General features: G+C 59.2%; 16 protein-coding genes and 2 pseudogenes. 9 read left to right on the forward strand and 9 right to left on the reverse strand.

The genetic code is table 11. The features are described from left to right. The first annotated feature begins 64 nt into the window (after nucleotides 1–64). The 4 genes from ACRER8_RS04835 (at nucleotide 65) to ACRER8_RS04850 (ending at nucleotide 4074) form a co-directional block, all read left to right on the forward strand. A complete protein-coding gene (locus ACRER8_RS04835; protein WP_431745219.1) occupies nucleotides 65–697 on the forward strand; it encodes a sarcosine oxidase subunit gamma in 633 nt (210 codons plus the stop codon). Between the two features lie 144 nt (nucleotides 698–841). After that, nucleotides 842–1699 carry a formyltetrahydrofolate deformylase gene (gene purU / locus ACRER8_RS04840; protein WP_431745220.1) on the forward strand — a complete coding sequence of 286 codons (858 nt, stop codon included), beginning with the start codon at nucleotides 842–844 and terminating at the stop codon, nucleotides 1697–1699. A 267-nt stretch (nucleotides 1700–1966) separates the two neighbouring features. Next, nucleotides 1967–3166 (forward strand): formaldehyde dehydrogenase, glutathione-independent, encoded by a 1200-nt coding sequence (gene fdhA / locus ACRER8_RS04845; protein WP_431745221.1) that lies wholly within the window; start codon nucleotides 1967–1969, stop codon nucleotides 3164–3166. Between the two features lie 356 nt (nucleotides 3167–3522). Then, nucleotides 3523–4074 carry a DUF2780 domain-containing protein gene (locus ACRER8_RS04850; RefSeq protein ID WP_431745222.1) on the forward strand — a complete coding sequence of 184 codons (552 nt, stop codon included), beginning with the start codon at nucleotides 3523–3525 and terminating at the stop codon, nucleotides 4072–4074. Between the two features lie 207 nt (nucleotides 4075–4281). On the opposite strand, the gene ACRER8_RS04855 is transcribed toward ACRER8_RS04850, so the two are convergent. Then, a complete protein-coding gene (locus ACRER8_RS04855) occupies nucleotides 4282–5175 on the reverse strand; it encodes an acyltransferase (protein ID WP_431745223.1) in 894 nt (297 codons plus the stop codon). 196 nt (nucleotides 5176–5371) lie between these two features. Here ACRER8_RS04855 and ACRER8_RS04860 point away from each other — a divergent pair, with 196 nt between their 5' ends. The 4 genes from ACRER8_RS04860 (at nucleotide 5372) to creD (ending at nucleotide 9709) form a co-directional block, all read left to right on the forward strand. Beyond that, nucleotides 5372–5872 carry an ATP-dependent zinc protease family protein gene (locus ACRER8_RS04860; protein WP_431745224.1) on the forward strand — a complete coding sequence of 167 codons (501 nt, stop codon included), beginning with the start codon at nucleotides 5372–5374 and terminating at the stop codon, nucleotides 5870–5872. 59 nt (nucleotides 5873–5931) lie between these two features. Beyond that, nucleotides 5932–6615, forward strand: a complete 684-nt coding sequence (gene creB, locus ACRER8_RS04865) for a two-component system response regulator CreB (protein WP_431745225.1) — start codon at nucleotides 5932–5934, stop codon at nucleotides 6613–6615. Beyond that, nucleotides 6615–8048 carry a two-component system sensor histidine kinase CreC gene (creC, locus tag ACRER8_RS04870; RefSeq protein ID WP_431745226.1) on the forward strand — a complete coding sequence of 478 codons (1434 nt, stop codon included), beginning with the start codon at nucleotides 6615–6617 and terminating at the stop codon, nucleotides 8046–8048. The genes creB and creC overlap by 1 nt, the downstream gene beginning before the upstream one ends. A 287-nt stretch (nucleotides 8049–8335) precedes the next feature. Further along, nucleotides 8336–9709, forward strand: coding sequence for a cell envelope integrity protein CreD (creD, locus tag ACRER8_RS04875; RefSeq protein WP_431745227.1), 1374 nt, complete (start codon nucleotides 8336–8338; stop codon nucleotides 9707–9709). A 191-nt stretch (nucleotides 9710–9900) separates the two neighbouring features. On the opposite strand, the pseudogene ACRER8_RS04880 reads toward creD, so the two are convergent. The 8 genes and pseudogenes from ACRER8_RS04880 to ACRER8_RS04915 all read right to left on the reverse strand — a co-directional run. Beyond that, nucleotides 9901–10080 (reverse strand): annotated as a pseudogene (locus tag ACRER8_RS04880) (glutathione S-transferase); the annotation flags it as partial. A 62-nt stretch (nucleotides 10081–10142) separates the two neighbouring features. After that, nucleotides 10143–10325: pseudogene (locus ACRER8_RS04885) on the reverse strand (hypothetical protein); the annotation flags it as partial. After that, on the reverse strand, nucleotides 10322–11455 hold the full coding sequence (locus ACRER8_RS04890; protein ID WP_431745228.1) for a PepSY-associated TM helix domain-containing protein: 1134 nt from the start codon (nucleotides 11453–11455) through the stop codon (nucleotides 10322–10324). The gene ACRER8_RS04890 and the pseudogene ACRER8_RS04885, both read right to left, overlap by 4 nt. Nucleotides 11456–11538: 83 nt before the next feature. Beyond that, on the reverse strand, nucleotides 11539–13974 hold the full coding sequence (locus tag ACRER8_RS04895; RefSeq protein WP_431745229.1) for a TonB-dependent siderophore receptor: 2436 nt from the start codon (nucleotides 13972–13974) through the stop codon (nucleotides 11539–11541). A 251-nt stretch (nucleotides 13975–14225) separates the two neighbouring features. Further along, a complete protein-coding gene (locus ACRER8_RS04900; protein ID WP_431745230.1) occupies nucleotides 14226–15215 on the reverse strand; it encodes a FecR domain-containing protein in 990 nt (329 codons plus the stop codon). Further along, a complete protein-coding gene (locus ACRER8_RS04905; RefSeq protein ID WP_431745231.1) occupies nucleotides 15212–15730 on the reverse strand; it encodes an RNA polymerase sigma factor in 519 nt (172 codons plus the stop codon). The genes ACRER8_RS04900 and ACRER8_RS04905 overlap by 4 nt, the downstream gene beginning before the upstream one ends. A gap of 269 nt (nucleotides 15731–15999) precedes the next feature. Then, nucleotides 16000–16719, reverse strand: coding sequence for a 3'-5' exonuclease (locus ACRER8_RS04910; protein WP_431745232.1), 720 nt, complete (start codon nucleotides 16717–16719; stop codon nucleotides 16000–16002). Nucleotides 16720–16729: 10 nt separating this feature from the next. Beyond that, on the reverse strand, nucleotides 16730–18664 hold the full coding sequence (locus tag ACRER8_RS04915; RefSeq protein WP_431745233.1) for a putative nucleotidyltransferase substrate binding domain-containing protein: 1935 nt from the start codon (nucleotides 18662–18664) through the stop codon (nucleotides 16730–16732). Nucleotides 18665–18889: 225 nt separating this feature from the next. Between ACRER8_RS04915 and ACRER8_RS04920 the strand changes: the two genes are divergently transcribed. Continuing rightward, complete coding sequence (locus ACRER8_RS04920) at nucleotides 18890–19336, forward strand: response regulator (protein ID WP_431745234.1); 447 nt, start codon at nucleotides 18890–18892, stop codon at nucleotides 19334–19336. Nucleotides 19337–19413 lie beyond the last annotated feature (77 nt).

Below are 19413 nucleotides of genomic sequence, written 5' to 3' on the forward strand. Positions count from 1 at the left end.
TTTATTCGCGATTGCCCCGCCATGCTTCGTCCGACGAAACAACAGAATTCAACACAGGTGCTCTATGACCACAGCCAACGTTTACCAACAGCGGCCAACGACCGACGTCAAAGCCGAGTCGCCACTGTTTCACGCCGACCTGAAAAGCCTGGTCGGCAAAGGCCGCACCAACCCAGGTGTAGTGCTGCGCGAGAAAAAACTGCTGGGCCATCTGACCATTCGTGGCAATGGCCATGATCCGCTGTTCGCAGCGGGCGTACATAAGGCACTGGGTATGGAGTTGCCGGGCGCGCTGGCGCTGGTGTCCAGCGGCGACAGTTCGATCCAGTGGCTCGGCCCGGATGAGTGGCTGCTGATTGTGCCGGCGGGTGAGGAGTTCGCCGTCGAGCAAAAACTGCGTGAGGCGCTGGACGGCCAGCACATCGCGATCGTCAACGTCAGCGGTGGTCAATCGCTGCTGGAACTGACCGGCCCTAAGGTGCGTGAGGTGCTGATGAAGTCCACCAGCTACGACGTGCACCCGAGCAACTTCCCGGTTGGCAAGGCCGTCGGCACCGTGTTCGCCAAGTCGCAACTGGTGATCCGTCGTACCGGCGAGGAAACCTGGGAACTGGTCATCCGCCGCAGCTTCGCCGATTACTGGTGGTTGTGGCTGCAGGATGCGAGCGCCGAGTACGGACTCGGGATTGCGGCCTGAGTCACAGCCAAACTTTGTTGATGTGATCGTTCCTACGCTCTGCGTGGGAACGCCGTCCGTGACGCTCTGCGTCACTATGATGGACGCGGAGCGTCCTGAACTGCATTCCCGCGGCAAGCGTGGGAACGATCAGAGGAACACGCCATGAGCCGCGCCCCCGATACCTGGATTCTGACCGCCGATTGCCCCAGCGTGCTGGGCACGGTGGACGCGGTGACGCGCTACCTGTTCGAGCAGGGCTGCTACGTCACCGAACACCATTCGTTCGATGACCGCCTGTCCAGTCGCTTCTTCATCCGTGTCGAATTCCGTCAGCCCGATGGTTTCGACGAAACGTCGTTTCGTGCGGGCCTCGCCGAGCGCGGGCAGACCTTCGGCATGATCTTCGAGCTGACAGCACCGAACTACCGGCCAAAAGTCGTAATCATGGTCTCCAAGGCTGACCACTGCCTGAACGACTTGCTGTACCGCCAGCGCATCAACCAACTGTCGATGGACGTGGTCGCCGTGGTCTCCAATCATCCCGACCTCGAACCTCTGGCGCGCTGGCACGAAATTCCCTACTACCATTTCCCTCTCGACCCCAACGACAAGCCTTCCCAGGAAGCCAAAGTCTGGCAGGTGATCGAGGAGTCCGGTGCCGAGCTGGTGGTGCTTGCTCGTTACATGCAAGTGCTGTCGCCGGAGCTTTGTCGCAAGCTCGATGGCAAGGCGATCAACATCCATCACTCGCTGCTGCCGGGGTTCAAGGGCGCCAAACCGTATCACCAGGCCTACAACAAGGGCGTGAAACTGGTCGGCGCGACGGCTCATTACATCAATAACGATCTGGACGAGGGCCCGATCATCGCCCAGGGCGTCGAGGCGGTGGATCACAGTCACTACCCCGAGGACCTGATCGCCAAGGGCCGGGACATCGAAGGCCTCACGCTGGCCCGCGCGGTGGGATATCACATTGAACGGCGTGTGTTCCTCAACGCCAATCGCACAGTGGTTTTGTGAGTCGCCTGGGACGCGCGATCGACTGTGGGAGCGAATTCATTCGCGAAAATCGTACATCCGATGGAAATGTGCCGGATGTACCAGCCAATCGCGAATGAATTCGCTCCCACAGGAGGTAGGCATTCGCAGATGGAAGTCAGCGGGGACTAAATCAGTCATCTGAAACAATGAAGCACCCAGAGCAATCAGTGCGTTGCCGCAACACCCAAGCAACGCATAACTCCGCTACACGGCTGTATCCATAACAACAAACAGCGAGGTGAAAGCATGTCTGGTAATCGTGGTGTGGTGTATCTCGGCGCAGGCAAGGTCGAAGTACAGAAGATCGACTATCCCAAAATGCAGGACCCGCGCGGGAAGAAGATCGAGCACGGTGTCATCCTGCGCGTGGTATCCACCAACATCTGTGGCTCCGATCAACACATGGTGCGCGGTCGCACCACTGCCCAGGTCGGTCTGGTACTTGGTCACGAGATCACCGGTGAAGTGATCGAGAAGGGCAGCGACGTCGAAAATCTGCAGATCGGCGATCTGGTATCGGTTCCCTTCAACGTTGCCTGCGGCCGCTGCCGGTCCTGCAAGGAGCAACACACTGGCGTCTGCCTGACCGTCAACCCGGCCCGTGCCGGTGGCGCTTACGGCTATGTCGACATGGGCGACTGGACCGGCGGCCAGGCCGAATACGTGTTGGTACCGTACGCCGACTTCAACTTGCTCAAACTGCCGAATCGCGACAAGGCGATGGAGAAAATCCGCGACCTGACCTGCCTCTCCGACATTCTGCCGACCGGCTACCACGGCGCGGTGACTGCTGGCGTGGGGCCTGGCAGCTCGGTGTACATCGCCGGTGCCGGCCCAGTGGGTCTGGCGGCTGCCGCTTCGGCACGTCTGCTGGGCGCGGCGGTGGTGATCGTCGGTGATGTCAATCCGGTGCGTCTGGCGCACGCCAAGGCTCAGGGGTTCGAGATCGCCGATCTGTCCAAGGACACCCCGCTACACGAGCAGATCGCCGAGCTGCTGGGCGAACCTGAAGTGGACTGCGCCGTCGACGCCGTAGGCTTCGAAGCCCGTGGTCATGGTCACGCCGGCGCCAAGGCCGAAGCCCCGGCCACCGTGCTTAACTCGCTGATGGGTGTGGTGCGCGTCGCTGGCAAGATCGGTATCCCTGGCCTGTACGTCACCGAAGATCCGGGCGCAGTGGATGCTGCCGCGAAAATCGGTAGCTTGAGCATTCGATTTGGCCTGGGCTGGGCCAAATCCCACAGCTTCCACACCGGCCAGACGCCGGTCATGAAGTACAACCGTCAACTGATGCAGGCCATCATGTGGGATCGCATCAACATCGCCGACGTCGTCGGCGTGGAAGTCATCGCCCTCGACGACGCACCGCGTGGTTACGGTGAGTTCGACGCAGGCGTGCCGAAGAAATTCGTGATCGACCCGCACAAGCTGTTCAGCGCGGCATAAGCCCGCAATCGCTGTAGCAGTCACAAAGGCGGCCTTCGGGTCGCCTTTTTTTTCGTGCCCTGCGTAGGTGATTGCGTTGGTCGGTGTAAGGCGCTGCCGAGAGTGAGTGTGGAATATTTATTTATGTTCCCGTTGACGTCGCGACCCTTGATCGCTTCTCGGGCGCGATCCTTTTGGAGTTCTGCATGCCGGGGAGGTGGCGTGGTGTTTCGAGTGGCTACGCCGAATATGCGGTTGTCACGGGCCGGGTGGGCGCTGGGACGTTTGAACTTCCGTCCGGGCAGCGGTCCAACGCGGAGTTATCCCGGCCATGGCCGGTTCTCTTGCAACTGAGGTGGGTTCGAATGAAGGTTTCAATGACAAATGCACGCGGCGCCGCATTGGCCACGCTTATGGCGCTGGCGGCGACCCCGGTCTTCGCTTTCAACCTGAACGACGCGGCGAATGCCGTTTCCAACGCCACCGGCGGCCAACAGAAAGCCACCGCAGCGCCTGAAGCAGCCGGCCTGCTCAACACGCTGGGTACCCAATTGAACGTCACCCCGCAGCAAGCCGTCGGCGGCACTGGCGCGTTGTTGGGGCTGGCCAAGAACAAACTCTCCGGCAACGACTACTCGCAGCTGAGCAAATCCGTGCCGGGTCTTGATCAACTGTCTGGCACGTCCGCGCTTGGCAGCCTGGGTGGTCTGGGCAGCGTGCTCGGCAATTCCGGCAGCAACAATTCGGCGGTCAGCAACGCCCTGGGCAACGTGCAAAGCATGGGCGACGTGAACAAAGCCTTCAGCGCGCTGGGCATGGACAGCGGCATGGTGGGCCAGTTTGTCCCGGTGATCCTGCAATACCTTGGACAGCAAGGCGCGAGCGGCTCGGCGCTTTCGGCGTTGAGTGGGGTTTGGGGAGCGAACTGATTTCAGCTTCACGGTGCTCCCTGTAGGTGCCGTCAGAGGTGATCACGGCCCCGACGCCGGGGTTGTCGGCGTCGGCAATGACTCCAGACGAACACGGATCTGTGGGAGTGAGCTTGCTCACTAAGACTGACGTTCAGGCGCTTGAGTTGCTGTGGCTGTCCTGTCCCTTTCTTGAGCAAGCTCACTCCCACAGTCATCCCGCCGTCTTCAACTCTTCGGCGCGTCTGAGCGCAACATTTCAATCCGCGCATTCTTCTCGACCCACAATCGGTTGACCCAATCCTGCACATACTGCCGAAACAGTGGGTCGTTCTCGTAGTCGCCTTGCCACAGCGCGGGGTCGAGTTCGCGGGTCTTGATGTCGATGATCACCTTCGGCACCTGACCTGAAATCAGGTCCCAGAATCCGGGAATCCGCTCGCTCGGATACACCACGGTCACATCCAGCACGGCGTCCAGTTGCTCGCCCATCGCGGCGAGCACGAACGCGACGCCACCCGCCTTGGGTTTGAGCAGGTATCGATAAGGCGAGGTCTGTTCAGCCTGTTTGGCCGGGGTGAAACGGGTGCCCTCAAGATAATTCACTACCGTCACGGGCTGGCGCTTGAACAGCTCGCACGCCTCTTTGGTGATCTCAAGATCCTTGCCCTGCAGTTCCGGGTTTTTCGCCAGAAACGCCTTGGTGTAGCGCTTCATGAACGGGTAATCGAGCGCCCACCACGCCAGGCCCAGAAACGGCACCCAGATCAGCTCTTTCTTGAGAAAGAATTTGAAGAATGGCGTGCGACGATTGAGCGCTTGCACCAGCGCCGGAATGTCGACCCAGGATTGATGGTTGCTGATCACCAGATAAGAAGTGTCGCCGCGCAGGCCTTCATGGCCGCTGATTTCCCAGCGCGTCGGGATACACAGCCTGAAGATCAGCTTGTTGATCTCGATCCAGGTCTCGGCAATCCACATCACGGCCCACGAGCAGCGGTCGCGCATCTCGCCTTGGAACACCAGCTTGAGCAGCGCGAAGACCATCAGCGGTCCGAACAGCACCAATGTGTTGAGCAGAAGCAACAGCGTGACGGCAATTCCGGTGAACAGGTGACGCATAAATCTCTCGTGTGGAGGGCAGGAGGCGGGCAATGATAAGCAGCCCGACCGAAGTAGCCAAATCCGCCGGTCGCTGACAAAACCTTTCACTCGCTCACAGCCAGGTTACGTTCTTCTTTTGTAAGCGAACGATGCGCGAAGTTGCGGTCTAAAATCGGGCCCGTGCGACGCCCATTCATTGCGAGGAACCCGTTACGTGAAATCCCTTATGGCGCTTCTGTCTCTGCTGGCGTTGCCTGTCATGGCCGCCGAACCGACGTTGTATGGTCGCTACGAATACATTCAGGTCTCCGAGTTCGGCGAGACCTTCAAGGCCAAGATGGACACCGGCGCGCTCACCGCTTCGCTTTCGGCCAAGGACGTCGAGCTGTTCAAGCGTGATGGCGACGACTGGGTGCGCTTCCGTCTGGCGACTAAAGACGCCGACAACAAGGTTTACGAACACAAGGTTTCGCGCATCAGCCGCATCAAGGGCCGCTCCGACGGCGAGGATGAAGACGAGCCCGTCGATCCGACCAAGCGTCCGGTGGTGGATCTGGAACTGTGCCTGGGCAACGTGAAACGCACCGTCGAAGTCAACCTTGTCGACCGCAGCCACTTCAACTATCCGCTGCTGATTGGCGCCAAGGCCTTGCGCGAGTTCGGCGCAGCGGTGAATCCCGCACGCCGTTATACCGCCGACAAGCCCGAGTGCTGATTGACGTGCGGGCCTGATATCCGGCACCGTTCCGGCTTTACGCCAAGTGCTCGGATGCCATGCCCCACATTCTGATTGTAGAAGACGAAGCCGCCATCGCCGACACCCTTGTCTATGCCTTGCAGGGCGAGGGTTTCACCACCAGCTGGCTGAACCTTGGGTTGGCGGCGGTCGAGCATCAGCGCAAGACGCCCGCTGACCTGATCATCCTCGACATCGGTCTTCCCGACATCAGCGGTTTCGAAACCTGCAGGCAGTTACGCCGTTTCACTGAAGTGCCGGTGATGTTTCTCAGTGCTCGCGATGGTGAAATCGATCGCGTCGTCGGACTTGAAATAGGTGCCGACGATTACGTGGTCAAGCCGTTCAGTCCGCGTGAAGTCACGGCGCGGGTTCGGGCGATTCTCAAGCGGATGGCGCCGCGTCCTGATTCCCCGTCTGCCGGAAACGGGCATTTCCTGATCGATGTCGATCGTGTCCTGATTAGCTATCGCGGGCACGTCCTGAACCTCACCCGCCATGAATTTCGCTTGCTGCAATGTCTGCTGGAACAGCCGCAGCGGGTGTTCAGTCGCGAGCAATTGCTCGATGCGGTTGGCGTGCCCAGCGATGCTGGCTACGAGCGCAGCATCGACAGCCACATCAAGAGCGTGCGCGCCAAACTGCGCCTGATCGCCGCTGACGCCGAGCCGATTCAGACCCACCGCGGCCTTGGCTACAGCTACAGCCCGGACCGCAGCTGATGCGCCTGGGTATTCGGATTTTTCTGGTCTACGCGCTGTTCATTGGCCTGACCGGCTATTTCGTTCTCAGCACCGTGATGAAGGAAGTGCGCCCCGGCGTGCGGCAGTCCACTGAAGAAACGTTGGTGGATACCGCTAATCTGCTGGCCGAAGTGCTGCGCCAGGATGTCAGGGACGGCACCCTGAGCCAGAGCCATTTTCCCGATGTGCTCAAGGCGTACGGCTTGCGCCAGCCCGGCGCGACCATCTGGGGCATGCCGAAGAATCAGGTGAATAACCGGGTGTATGTGACCGACGCCAAGGGCAGGGTTTTGCTCGATTCCAGCGGCGAGGCGGTGGGGCAGGACTACTCGCGCTGGAACGATGTCTACCTGAGCCTGCGCGGCGAATACGGTGCCCGTTCAACCCGCAGCGATCCACAGGACCCTAATTCCTCGGTGATGCACGTCGGCGCGCCGATTCGCGACGATGGTCGGATCATCGGCGTGGTGACAGTCGCCAAGCCCAACAGCTCGTTGCAGCCCTATGTCGACCGGACCGAACGACGCCTGCTCTGGTACGGTGCGGGCCTGGTCGTTCTGGGATTGCTGTTCGCCGCGCTACTGTCCTGGTGGCTAAGCAAGTCGCTGCGTCGCCTTACCACCTACGCGCAGGCGGTCAGCGAAGGGCGCCGCGTCGAGCTGCCGCACTATCGTGGGGGTGAACTGGCCCAGTTGTCTGCCGCCGTGGAACACATGCGTACCCAGCTGGAAGGCAAGGCCTACGTCGAGCGCTATGTGCACACCCTTACCCACGAATTGAAGAGTCCCCTGGCGGCCATTCGTGGCGCGGCGGAGTTACTGCAAGAAGACATGCCGATTGAGCAGCGTCGACGCTTCGTCAGCAATATCGAAAGCGAAAGCGCGCGGGTGCAGCAGTTGATCGAGCGGTTGCTCAACCTGGCGATGATCGAACAGCGTCAGGTGCTGGAAGAGCAGGCAGCGATCCCGTTGGCCGAGCTGATCGACGAAACCCTCGCCGCGCAGCACGCCCGCATCACTGCCAAAAGATTGCGCGTCGAGCGGTCGATTGCGGCTGAAATCAACGTGACTGGCGAGCGATTCCTGTTGCGCCAGGCGTTTGCCAACCTGCTGGATAATGCGCTGGATTTTACGCCGGTCAATGGCACGTTGCGCTTCGATGCCGAACAGGTCGGTGAGGCTCTGAAGGTGACCCTATTCAACAGCGCCGAGCCGATCCCCGATTACGCGCTGCCTCGTCTGAGTGAACGCTTTTACTCACTGCCAAGGCCCGACAGTGGGCGCAAGAGCACCGGGCTTGGGCTGAATTTCGTCGAGGAAGTGGTGCAGTTGCATGGCGGAAAATTCAGCATCGCGAACGTCGAAGGTGGGGTTTTGGTGAGCCTGCGATTTGCGGGACATACGCCTTTGTAGCGCCGGACGAAACTCACCCCTGTGGGAGCGAATTCATTCGCGAGACGCCGGGACATGCACAAGAGATTTATCGCCCAATACATCGTCTCGCGAATGAATTCGCTTCCACAGTAGTTCAGCGCAAGACCTGCAAATTGGGGTCAGCTTCATCCTCTGTCGAAAACGCACGACCTGCATACCGGGCGCGCTGAGCGTACAGCACGTCTCCACACAATCTCCACACTTCCCCCATCCGCCCTCCACACAGCGCTTGCAGACTCTCCCCATCAAAAAACGGGGAGAGTCGCATGAACAAAGGCATGTCGTTATACAAACTGGGGATGATCGGGCTGTTGATCCTACTGTTGATGATTCCGCTGCTGATGATTAACGGGATCATTCAGGATCGACAGACCCGGCGCGACGCAGTGATCGAGGACATTGCACGCAGTTCCAGCTACAGCCAGCAGATCAGCGGGCCGATGCTGATCGTGCCTTATCGCAAGAAAATTCAAGTCTCCAGACTCGATGCAAGTCAGCAGCGTTACGAGGAAACGGTTGAAGAGCGCGGGCGGTTGTATTTCCTCCCGGAGCAATTCGAATTCAATGGCGATGTAAAGACCGAAGTCCGAGCCAGGGGTATTTATGAAGCCCGGTTGTTTCACGCGGATAACAAGATCAGCGGTCAGTTTGTGTTGCCTGAGCACTTCGGCATCGGTAATGACTTCGCCGATTATCAATTCGACGAGCCGTTTCTGGCGGTTGGAATCTCGGATATTCGCGGCATCGAAAACGCTCTGAAGCTGGACCTAGATGGCGAGAAACTGGACTTCATTCCAGGTACCGACGTGCCGCTGCTCGGGGAGGGTGTGCGGGCAATGTTGCCGATTGAAACCGGGAATGAGAAAAAACGCCTGAACTTCGCTTTTGATCTGCGCCTGCAGGGCACCGGACAGCTTCAGATCACGCCAGTGGGCAAAGCCAGCACTGTGCATCTGCAAGCTGATTGGCCTCATCCCAGTTTCATCGGTAATTACCTTCCGACCAGTCGGGAAATATCCGAAACGAATTTCACCGCCACGTGGCGGACGTCATTCTTCTCCACCAACCTGCAGGAGACCCTCAATCGCTGCTCTGCGCTCGAAACCTGCCAGGAATTCAAGGCCCGCAGCTTCGGCGTGAGCTTCATTTCCCCGGTTGATCAGTACCTGAAAAGCGATCGCTCGATCAAATACGCGTTGTTGTTCATCGCGCTGACGTTCGCCGGTTTCCTGCTGTTCGAAGTGCTCAAGGGGCTGGCGGTACATCCGGTGCAATACGCGTTGGTCGGAGCCGCCCTTGCGCTGTTCTATCTGTTGCTGTTGTCGATGTCCGAGCACATCGCGTTTGGCCTGGCGTACCTGCTGTCGGCGACGGCCTGTGTTGCCCTGATCGGCTTTTATGTCTGCCATGTGCTGCGCAGTGCGGCGCACGGACTGGGTTTTGGCATCGGATTGGGCGCGCTGTACGCCTTGCTCTACGGACTGCTCAGCGCCGAGGACTACGCGCTGCTGATGGGCTCGCTGCTGCTGTTCGGCCTGCTGATGGTGTTCATGGTGCTGACCCGCAAACTGGATTGGTACGCCATTGCGCAGCGCACCGCTAAACCTGTTGAAGCGCCATTGGAGGTGAGCCATGAGTAACTGGCTGGGGTTGCGAGAGGATCAGCGGGTGGGGCAGGGTTTGGTGGTCGAGATTGGCAAGTGGCTGGCATTCGATACCGGAAGCGAATTCATTCGCGATCGGCCATTGCAGACGGCACATCTCCATCGTCTGAAGATCCTTTCGCGAATGAATTCGCGCCCACAGGAAATCACCTTGAACGCTGAATCGCCTATGCAGACGGCGGCGTCTCCAGCATCGAAGGCCGCTGACTGAGTTCGTAATATCGACTGGCAAGGCACAGGTAGGTGCTGCGCCAGGCCGGGTCGGGCTGGCGGAAGTCCAGATAACCCAGGGTGCTGGTCAGGCTGATCGAGGCGATGTCGAAATGCGCACTCAGTTCGGTCACCGCCTAGGTCTCAAAGCGCCGGAGGCCCCAGGCGATGCTTCGCCCGATTGCTCAGCCAAAGCGCGTCTGCGCACCGCCAACCCCTTGAGGCTCAACCATGCTGGAATACCCATGCCCACCCACGACAGCACGTCCCAGGCGCCATCACCGAGCAGCGCCGCGAACAGGCCTGCGGCTGTCAACACGGCGATCCAGATGGGTTTGGCGAAGGTTTTCCAGAACGCGGTGTGTTTCCTGTGCCGGGTCATGCCGCCTCCACTGCCTGACGGACATTGGCTGCCGCGGCGGCGCGACGCCGTACCCACCACAGGTACACGCCGCTGCCCAGGACGATGATGGTCAGCACATCCAGCACACCCCAGAGAGCCTTCATCGGCATGCCGCCATAGTCACCAAAATGCAGCGGTTGCGATAACAGCAAGGCGTCCATGTACCACGGGCTGCTGACGATGGCTGTGACTTTCAGGTCCTTGGCATCGATCAGCACAGGGGTCAGCAGGTGAGACGTCAGATGCGTATTGCCTTTCATGAACACCGCGTAGTGGTGCTCACTGGAAAAGCGCGAGCCCGGAAACGCGATGAACGAAGGCTCGGCGCCAGGCACAGTGGTCTGGGCGATTTCCAGCAGCCGCGTCGCGGGTGCTCGTTCAGTTAGCGCAGGGGCGTCACGGTAGGGTGCGACCATGGCCGCCAGCGCGTCGTTGCGCCACTGAGCGATCACAAGATCGGCGCAGGCATTGAGCACACCGGTCAGACCGACCACGAAAGCCCAGGTCAGCGTCACGACGCCGATCAGGTTATGCAGGTCAAGCCAGCGCACGCGATTCGATTTGTTCGGGCGTACGGTGGCGAAATCCAGTCGGCGCATGAAGGGCGCATAAAGCACCACGCCCGAAATAATCGCTAATACAAAAAGCAGCCCCATGAATGCCAAAAGCAGTTTTCCGGGCAGTCCGGCGTACATGTCCACGTGTAAACGAAGCATCACCATCATGAAACCGCCGTTGGCCGAAGGCGTTTCTACCGCCTCGCCAGTGCGCGCGTCGAGCATGAAGGTGTGAGTGTCATTGGGATCACCGCCGGCCGTTTTCCCCATGTACGAGTAGATTCCGTTCGGCTCATCCTCGTCCCATCCAAAGTACTGCACCACTTCGCCAGGACGATGGGCTTCGGCGGCTTTGACCAGCTGTTGCAGGTCCATGCGCGGCGTATCGGCAGGCATTTCCTTGAATTCAGGGGCGTCGCCCAGCAGATGTTCGATCTCATGATGAAACACCAAGGGCAAGCCGGTGATCGCCAGCATGAGCAGAAACAGGGTGCAGATCAGACTGCTCCAGGTGTGGATGAACGACCAGCGGCGGATGGTTTGGCTCTTCATGGTGCAGGTACCGGATTGAGCGAAAGCAAAAAGGGTCGCTGTTCACAGCGACCCTTGTTTTACAGCGTCAGGAGTTTAAACGATTACCATTTGTAATTCACGCTGGCGACGACGCTACGCTGGTCGCCGTAGTAGCAGTAGAAGCTGTCACAGGTGGAGATGTAGTCCTTGTCAAACAGGTTGGTTGCCTTGACCGAAACGGTGGTGCCCTTGAGGCTGTTGATCATCCGCCCCAGTTCGTAGTGGACTGCCGCATCGAAAACGGTATATGCATCTGCTTTGCCAAGCCATGTATTTCCCTGGTCCCCATAAGTGTTCCCGGTATATCGCACGCCAGCGCCGATACCGAAACCATCCAACGCACCTTCATGCCAGGTGTAGTCACTCCAAAGCGAGGCTTGCTGATTTGGCATCAGTTGCAGACGGTTGCCCTTGAAGTCACCTTTCTGTACCTCGGACTTGGCCAAGGTATAGGCAGCGATGACCTTCAGATTATCGGTAACGTCAGAGACGGCTTCCAGTTCCAGGCCCTTGACCTTCACTTCGCCGGTCTGGCTTGTGATCGACACGCCACTACTGTTCGTAGTGGTGACCGATACGTTTTTCTGCGTCAAATCATAAACAGCTGCGCTGAGCAGGGTGTTGCTGCCTGGTGGCTGGTATTTGACCCCCAGTTCCCATTGCTTGCCTTCAGTTGGCTTGAAAGAGTCGGTTGGGGAGGCAGTGGCGTTGCTGGTCGGTTGGAAGGATTCAGCATACGACAGGTATGGCACGAAACCGGAGTCGAACACATAGCTGACCGCTGCGTTGCCGCTGAATTTCTTGTCACGTTCGGTGTTGGTCGCATCGGCACTATTGAAGAACTTCGTGCCGGTATGAACCCAGTCCTCCCTGCCTCCGAGTGTCAGGCGCCAGTGATCCAGAGCCATCTGGTCCTGAACATAGGCGCCAGTCTGGACGGTTTTCTGGTCGTAATCATAAAACGCCGAGGAGCGAGGTGGGCGAACGATTGGCAATCCATAAACTGGATTATTGACGTTAATGCCGGGAGCGGTGCCAAAAATTGAGGTGTAGTTGGTGTTGCTGCGCTGCTGATCCAGACCTATCAACAAAGTATGGGCGATATCGCCGGTGTTGAAGTCACCTTGCAGGTTGTTGTCCACAGCGAACTGAGAAATGTCTTCATCGGTGCTGGTGGTAGTACGAGAAGCCAGGTTTCCCTGGTCATCGACCTGAGTAAACGGGTACGAGCCGGGCGTAATTGTCTGAAAGGACAGATCCGATTTGGTGTATCGCAGATTCTGACGGAACTGCCAGGTATCGTTGAAGCGGTGCTCGAACGCGTAACCCAGCGCGTAGTAGGTGCGATCGTAATATTCCCATTTCGGGTCACCCAGGTTCTTGTGATGCGAGATATCGCCGAAGGGCATGCCGATCTTCGTGCCTTGAATCGGATAAAACTGGCTGGTGGTGCCGGTATCGTCGCGGGTGAATTGGCTGAGTAGGGTCAACTTGGTATCCGGATCGATATTCCAGGTCAGGCTCGGGGCGATGTTGTAGCGCTTGTTCCCGATATGATCGACTTGGGTGTCGCTGTCTCGTAACACACCGCTGAGGCTATAGAGAAACTGGCCTTCATCATCGATTTTTCCGGTACTGGCGAAGTCGATCTGGCGATGGTTGTCACTGCCGTACTGCACTTCGATCTCGTGGCTGGTTTCGGCTTGTGGGCGGCGGCTAACCATGTCGAGCAAGCCACCCGGAGGGGTCTGGCCGTACACCGAGGATGCCGGGCCACGTAACAGGGCGACACGGTCCAGATCCCAGGTTTCGAGTTTCGGGTTGGCGTACACACCTTTTGCCAGAGGTAGGCCGTCGAGGAACTGGGTCGGTTCAAAGCCCCGGACGCGCAACCAGTCAGCGCGCGTATCGCCGCCGAAACTGCTGGAAACGATGCCGGGCATGTATTTCACGGCATCATCAAGATTCTGCACCCCACGGTCCTGCATCTGTTGACGGGTCGCGACCGATATCGAGCGCGGTGCTTCGACCAGTGCGGTATCGGTCTTGGTGCCTGCGGCAGTACGGGTTGCGACATAACCTTCAACCGGGCCCCACGCACTTTCGAGCTGGTCCTGACTGCCCTGAATGCTGGTTTCAGGCAGCGCCATCACGCCTTCCGGTGCCCCAATCAGGCTGTAGGTGCCGGCCGAACTCTGGCTCAGTTGCAAACCCGTGCCGCGCAGCGCCTGGGCCATCGCTCCCGGTGCGTCGAACTGGCCCTGAACCGGGGCCGATGTACGACCGGCGGCCAACGACGGATCCAGCGACAGCGCAAGACCGGCCTGGCTGGCGATCTGCGTCAGGGTCGTGGAGAGCGGCGCGGCCGGCAGGTTGTACGCACGAACACTGGACGACTGAGAGGCCGCCATCAACTGCGTGCTCGCCAGCGGTGCGGCGAGGGCGACGGCTACAGCCAGCAGGCTTGGTCGCAGAAGGGTTTGAAGCGTGCGGGACATGGGCGGCTCCTGAGTTGAATTGTTCTCAATGCCTATGTGCCGAATGAAATCTGAAAAGTGATAGGTCCGAATCGAAAATAATTTAGATTTACGATTTAGCGGGTTTGCACGGTTTACAGCGGGCCAACCTTGAGGAAGCGAATTTATTCGCGAGGCTCAGGTACAGCCGACCCATCCTCTGCGCCGGTAATACCGAATCGCGAATGAGTTCGCTCCCACAGTCATGCGTTATCCAGAGGACCTCGGGGAACCTAAAGGTTTCGCGTCTGCCGGGCCTCACTCGGCACCACCGTGACCCACCAATGCGTGCGCGCTTCGATCTGCACCGGTAGCGTCGGCATCAACGCCTTGAGCGCCAGGTCAGTGTCGTTGAGCGGGAAGCTGCCGGTGATCCGCAGGTCGGCCACTTCAGGTGCAACGCCCAAATGCCCCTGACGATAACGGCTGATTTCCGCGATCACGTCTTTGAGCGGGGCGTTGTCCACCACCAGCATGCCGCGGGTCCAGGCATCCGCTCCAGGTGCGATAGCGACCATCGGTCCTAGGCTATGGCGCTGAATCAGCATCTGCTCGCCTTCACGCAATACCATTTCGTTTTCGGACGCCTGAGGATGAACCGCGACGGCCGACTGCAGCACGCTCAGCAGTGTCCCATCGTCCCGGCGCTTGACCAGAAACCGCGTGCCCAGCGCCCGCATTTGGCCTTCATCGGTTTCAACTATGAACGGCCGTGCGTCATCATGGCCGCCGGTCTCCACGAAAATCTCTCCTTCCTGAAGAATGATGCGACGCTGACTTGCGTCGAATCGCACATCCAGCGCGCTGTGGGTATTGAGGCGAATCAGGGTGTTGTCCGACAGCCGAATGGTGCGTTGCTCGCCGGTGGCGGTGCGCTGGTCGGCCAGCCAGTAATTCACGGGCAGGAAGCGGTCACCCAGAAAAAGTGTCAGCCCCAAGGCCAATGCGAAACCGGCCACCCCGCGACCCAGCTTGCGCACCTGTCGGCCGAGACCCTCGCGAGGACGCATCAGTGCCGAGCGCGCGGCGCCTGTGGTGCGCACGAAGCGTTGGTCGAGCATTCCCAATTGCATCCAGGCCCGGGCATGTTCTTCGCTGGCGGCGTACCACTTTGCGAATTCCTCGCGATCGGCCTCGCTGCCCTGCCCACAATCCAGACACAACTGCCAGGCGATGGCAGTGTCCAGCACCTGCGATGAAACCGGGCGGCTGGTGATGCTCATGTCGGCTCGCCATACAGCGCGATGTAGCACTGACGCAGGCCCTGGGCCAGATACTGCCGAACGCGCGGAACGGAAACGCCGACCTTCTCGGCAATTTCGGCGTGGCTCAAGCCGTCCAGCCGATTGAACAGGAAAGCCGCACGCGCCTTGCTCGACAGCTTGCCGAGCATGCGGTCGATGGCTTTGAGGTCTTCGAGAATCAGTTGCTGTTCCTCCAGTGAAGGTTGTTCGCCTTCCGGAATCAGCATCAGTTCGTTGAGGTAGGCCTGTTCCAGGGCTGCGCGCCGGAAATGGTCGAACAGCAAGCCTTTCGCCACCTGCACGAGAAATGCCCGCGGCTCGCGAGGCGCATCCAGATGTTCACGACCCAGCAGGCGAATGAAGGTGTCCTGGCTCAAATCCTCGGCCCGCTGCGGGCAGGCGACGTTACGCTTCAGCCAGCCCAGCAACCAGCTGCGATGATCGCGATAGAGCGTTCCGACAAGCTGATGTTGAGGACTTTGAAGTGACGACACGTGCGCACCGAGGAGAACAAAGTAACTAACGAGAATTATTCGCGATTGTGTCAGAGCCAGGGAATGCTGGCAATTGGTCCGTGTAAGAAGGAGTCGAGCGGCGGTTGTGGGAGTTGTCCCCGGAATATGTAGGGGCCGAATACTGTGGGAGTGAGCGTGCGCACGAAGAGGCAGTAGCTCCACAGCAGATGTAGGGTCTGGAAGTTAGCTTTCGTGAGCAAGCTCACGCACACAGGAAAAATCCTGCAGCTGTGCGACTCATCAACACGCTAAAACGAATGCGACTGCTGCCTGCGTCGCCATTTCGCCAGGCACTGCTCCAGCCGGGCCGGGCTGTCGATGTCCTGACGGCGGGCATGGCTGAACAGGATCAGCGCCAATTCTGCGGTCACCAGTGCATCGGCGCTGGCGTGATGACGTTCCTCGGCCTGCAGGCCAAAGAATCCGGTCCAGTCATCCAGCCCGGCCCGACGCAGGCACGCGTGCGGACACAGCAGCGGAGCGATTTCAGCGACGTCCAGAAACGCGTGTTGCAGCTTGTAGCCCAGGCTTTCCTTCAATGCGCGGCTGATCATGTGCTGATCGAAGGGCGCGTGAAATGCCAACAGCGGGCTATCGCCCACGAACGCCATGAAATCCAGCAGCGCCTCAACCGGCTCACTACCAGCGGCGATGGCACTTGGTCCCAGCCCATGGATCAACACACTCGGGCTGAGCTTGTGATCGGGACGCAATAAGGTGCGCTCGAACTGCTGGCCCAGATCGATGGCGCCGTCTTCGATGACCACGGCGCCAATGGACAGTACCTCATCGCTGTTCATGTTCAGGCCGCTGGTTTCCAGATCCAGCACCACCCAGCGTTGCTGCCGAAGCGGCTTTTCGCTGAGTGCAGTGGCGCGAGGCAGTTGGCTCAGGCGCTGCAGTTGTGCGGGTGTGAGATCAGGCGTCTTGGCGCGTTTGGCTGGCTTGAGCCATTGGAACAGGTTCATGGGCGGTCGCTTAAAGTTGGTAACGCACGGTCAGACTGGTCTGCAATCGCTGCGCCTGACGAAAAGATTCGCGCAGGATTCGTCGATCAAGATGATTGAGCACATCAGGATCGATCCGGTTGGAATACGGCAGATTCTGTCGGCTCTGCTGCTGGTGGTGCTGCATGCGGGTCTGCTGAATAAAGTGATAGGCCTCTTCATACGCCGCGCCATCCAGCGGGTCGATGACTTCCTTGGCGACCAGTTGGCGCAAGCGTTCCAAGGTGTTGTTCGCCGCGACGCCGTTGGCCAGCGCCAGCAGCCGCGCGCCATCGACGAAGGGCGTCAGGCCTTGGATTTTCAGGTCCAGCGTGTCTTTCTCGCTGCCTTTGCGGGCTACCACGAAGTCCCTGAAACGCCCCACCGGCGGGCGCTGGCGCAAGGCGTTGTCGGCCATCATGCGCTGAAACAGTTTGTTGTCCGCGACTTGCGCCAGGATGCTGTGACGCAATTGCTCGCCGCCACTTTCATCGCCCCAGACCACGCGCAGGTCGAAATAGATGCTGGAAGACAGCAGGTTTTCCGGCGTCGCCTCACGAATGAGCGAACCAAAACGCCGCGCCCATTCGATCCGCGACAGGCACAGTTCGGGATTACTGGCCATGATTCCGCCCTTACACAGCGCGAAACCACAAAGCGCCAGACCCTGATTGATCCGCTCGGCGATCGGCAACAGACGCCCGCGAATCTCGGCGGCTTCAGCGGCGTCCGTGGCTTCGAACAGGATGCCATTGTCCTGATCGGTATAAAGGGTCTGCTCGCGGCGGCCTTCGCTGCCGAAACATAACCAGCTGAACGGGATGCCAGGGTCGCCTTTTTCTTCCAGGGTCAGTTCGATGACACGGCAGACCATGTGGTCGTTGAGCAGGGTGATGATCTGCGTGATCTGCGTCGACGACGCGCCATGAGCCAACATGCGGTCCACCAGCTGCACGATGTCGCCACGCATGTTGCTCAGCGCATCGATGCGCGGGGCGTTGCGGATGGTTCGCGCCAGATGCACCAGATCCACCCGTTGCAGGGAAAACAGATCGCGCTCGGAAACCACGCCGCACAGGCGCTGATCCTTGACCAGACAGACATGCGCAATATGCCGCTCGGTCATGGCAATTGCCGCATCGAATGCGCTGGCATCGGGGCTGAGATAGAACGGCGCCTGAATCATGCTGTGTCTGATTGGCTGACCAAAGTCGGCATTCACATCCGCCACCACCTGCCGCAGGTCGCGCAGGGTGAAGATCCCCAGGGGTGCCTTGGCCTCGTCGACGATGACGATGCTGCCGACCTGTTGCTCATCCATGTGTTTGACGGCTTCGCGCAGCGGTGTTTCCGGCGAGCAGGTCACCGGGTGACGCATCGCCAGCTCACCCAGGCGCGTGTTCAACGAATATTGAGTGCCGAGTGTTTCCACCGCCTTCTGCTTTACTTGCTGATTGACCTGTTCAAGCAGGCTGCTGACGCCTCGTAGGGCAAAATCGCGAAAGGTGCTGGAGAGCGCGAACAGTTTGATGAAGGCCTGTTTGTTCAGTTGCAGGCAGAAGGTGTCTTCGGCCGCCAGATGCTCGGTGCGCGTGGCACGTTCGCCCAGCAGCGCTGCGAGGGGAAAACACTCGCCGGTAGTGATTTCGAACGTGGTTTCAGTGCCGCCCTTGGCGGAATGCGGGCGTTCCCCGACCACGCGACCCTGTTTGACGATGTAAAAATGCTCTACTGGCCCATCGCCAGGCTTGATGATGCTCTCATCCGTAGCGTAGAAACGCAGCTGGCATTGTTCGACCAGATAGGCGAGATGAGCATTTTCCATCTGATTGAACGGCGGGAATTTTTGCAGGAATTGCATAGTGCCGTGGATGTTCTGCAACACGGCTGTCTTGCCTGCCTGAGTGAATGCATCCGCTTTGCTCATGACCGATACCACTTGTTGTTATGGCTTCATGGTCGACCGCTTATCGGGCAGTGCCCATTGGACGTAAGTCTTAGGTCGCAGGAAAGATGTTGGAGTGCAGGGAGGCGTGTATATCATCGCATCATGCGCAGACCAGAATAGGTCAGGCAGGGAGCCAACAAAGTGCGCAGCGTATTCAGTCTGTTTGCGCTGTCAGAATGAAGTCGACGGGAAAATGAGACGGGTATGTTCGATCACGACATTTTGAGTGATGAAGAGCGCGAGGCCCTCAATGAGGTGATGCTTGCCCCTCCATCGCAATCGCCACAACGGGTGTTGATCGTCGATGATGACAAGGATGCTCGGGAAATTCTTGCCGAAATCCTCAGTCTCCACGACATCAGTTGTATTACCGCAGCTGGCGGCACCAGCGCCCTGCATTTGCTGCAAACCCGACCGTCCATTGGGCTGCTGATCACTGATCTGCGGATGGCGCCGTGCGATGGGCTGGATTTGATTCGCCAGGTCAGAGATTCGGATCGGGCGGCGCTGCCGATCATCATCGTGTCGGGCGATGCTCATGTGCGCGACGCCATCGATGCGATGCACCTGAGTGTTGTGGATTTCCTGCTCAAGCCGATCAATACCAAGCAGTTGTTGAGCCTGGTGAAGCGGGAGTTGGGGATGGAGTAGAGGTCGCGATCCACTGTAGGAGCCGGCTTGCTGGCGAACCGGGTGAATCAGACGACGTTGATGTGTCTGATCCAGCG

The organism is Pseudomonas sp. (genome assembly GCF_050739935.1).
Classification (GTDB): Bacteria; Pseudomonadota; Gammaproteobacteria; order Pseudomonadales; family Pseudomonadaceae; genus Aquipseudomonas.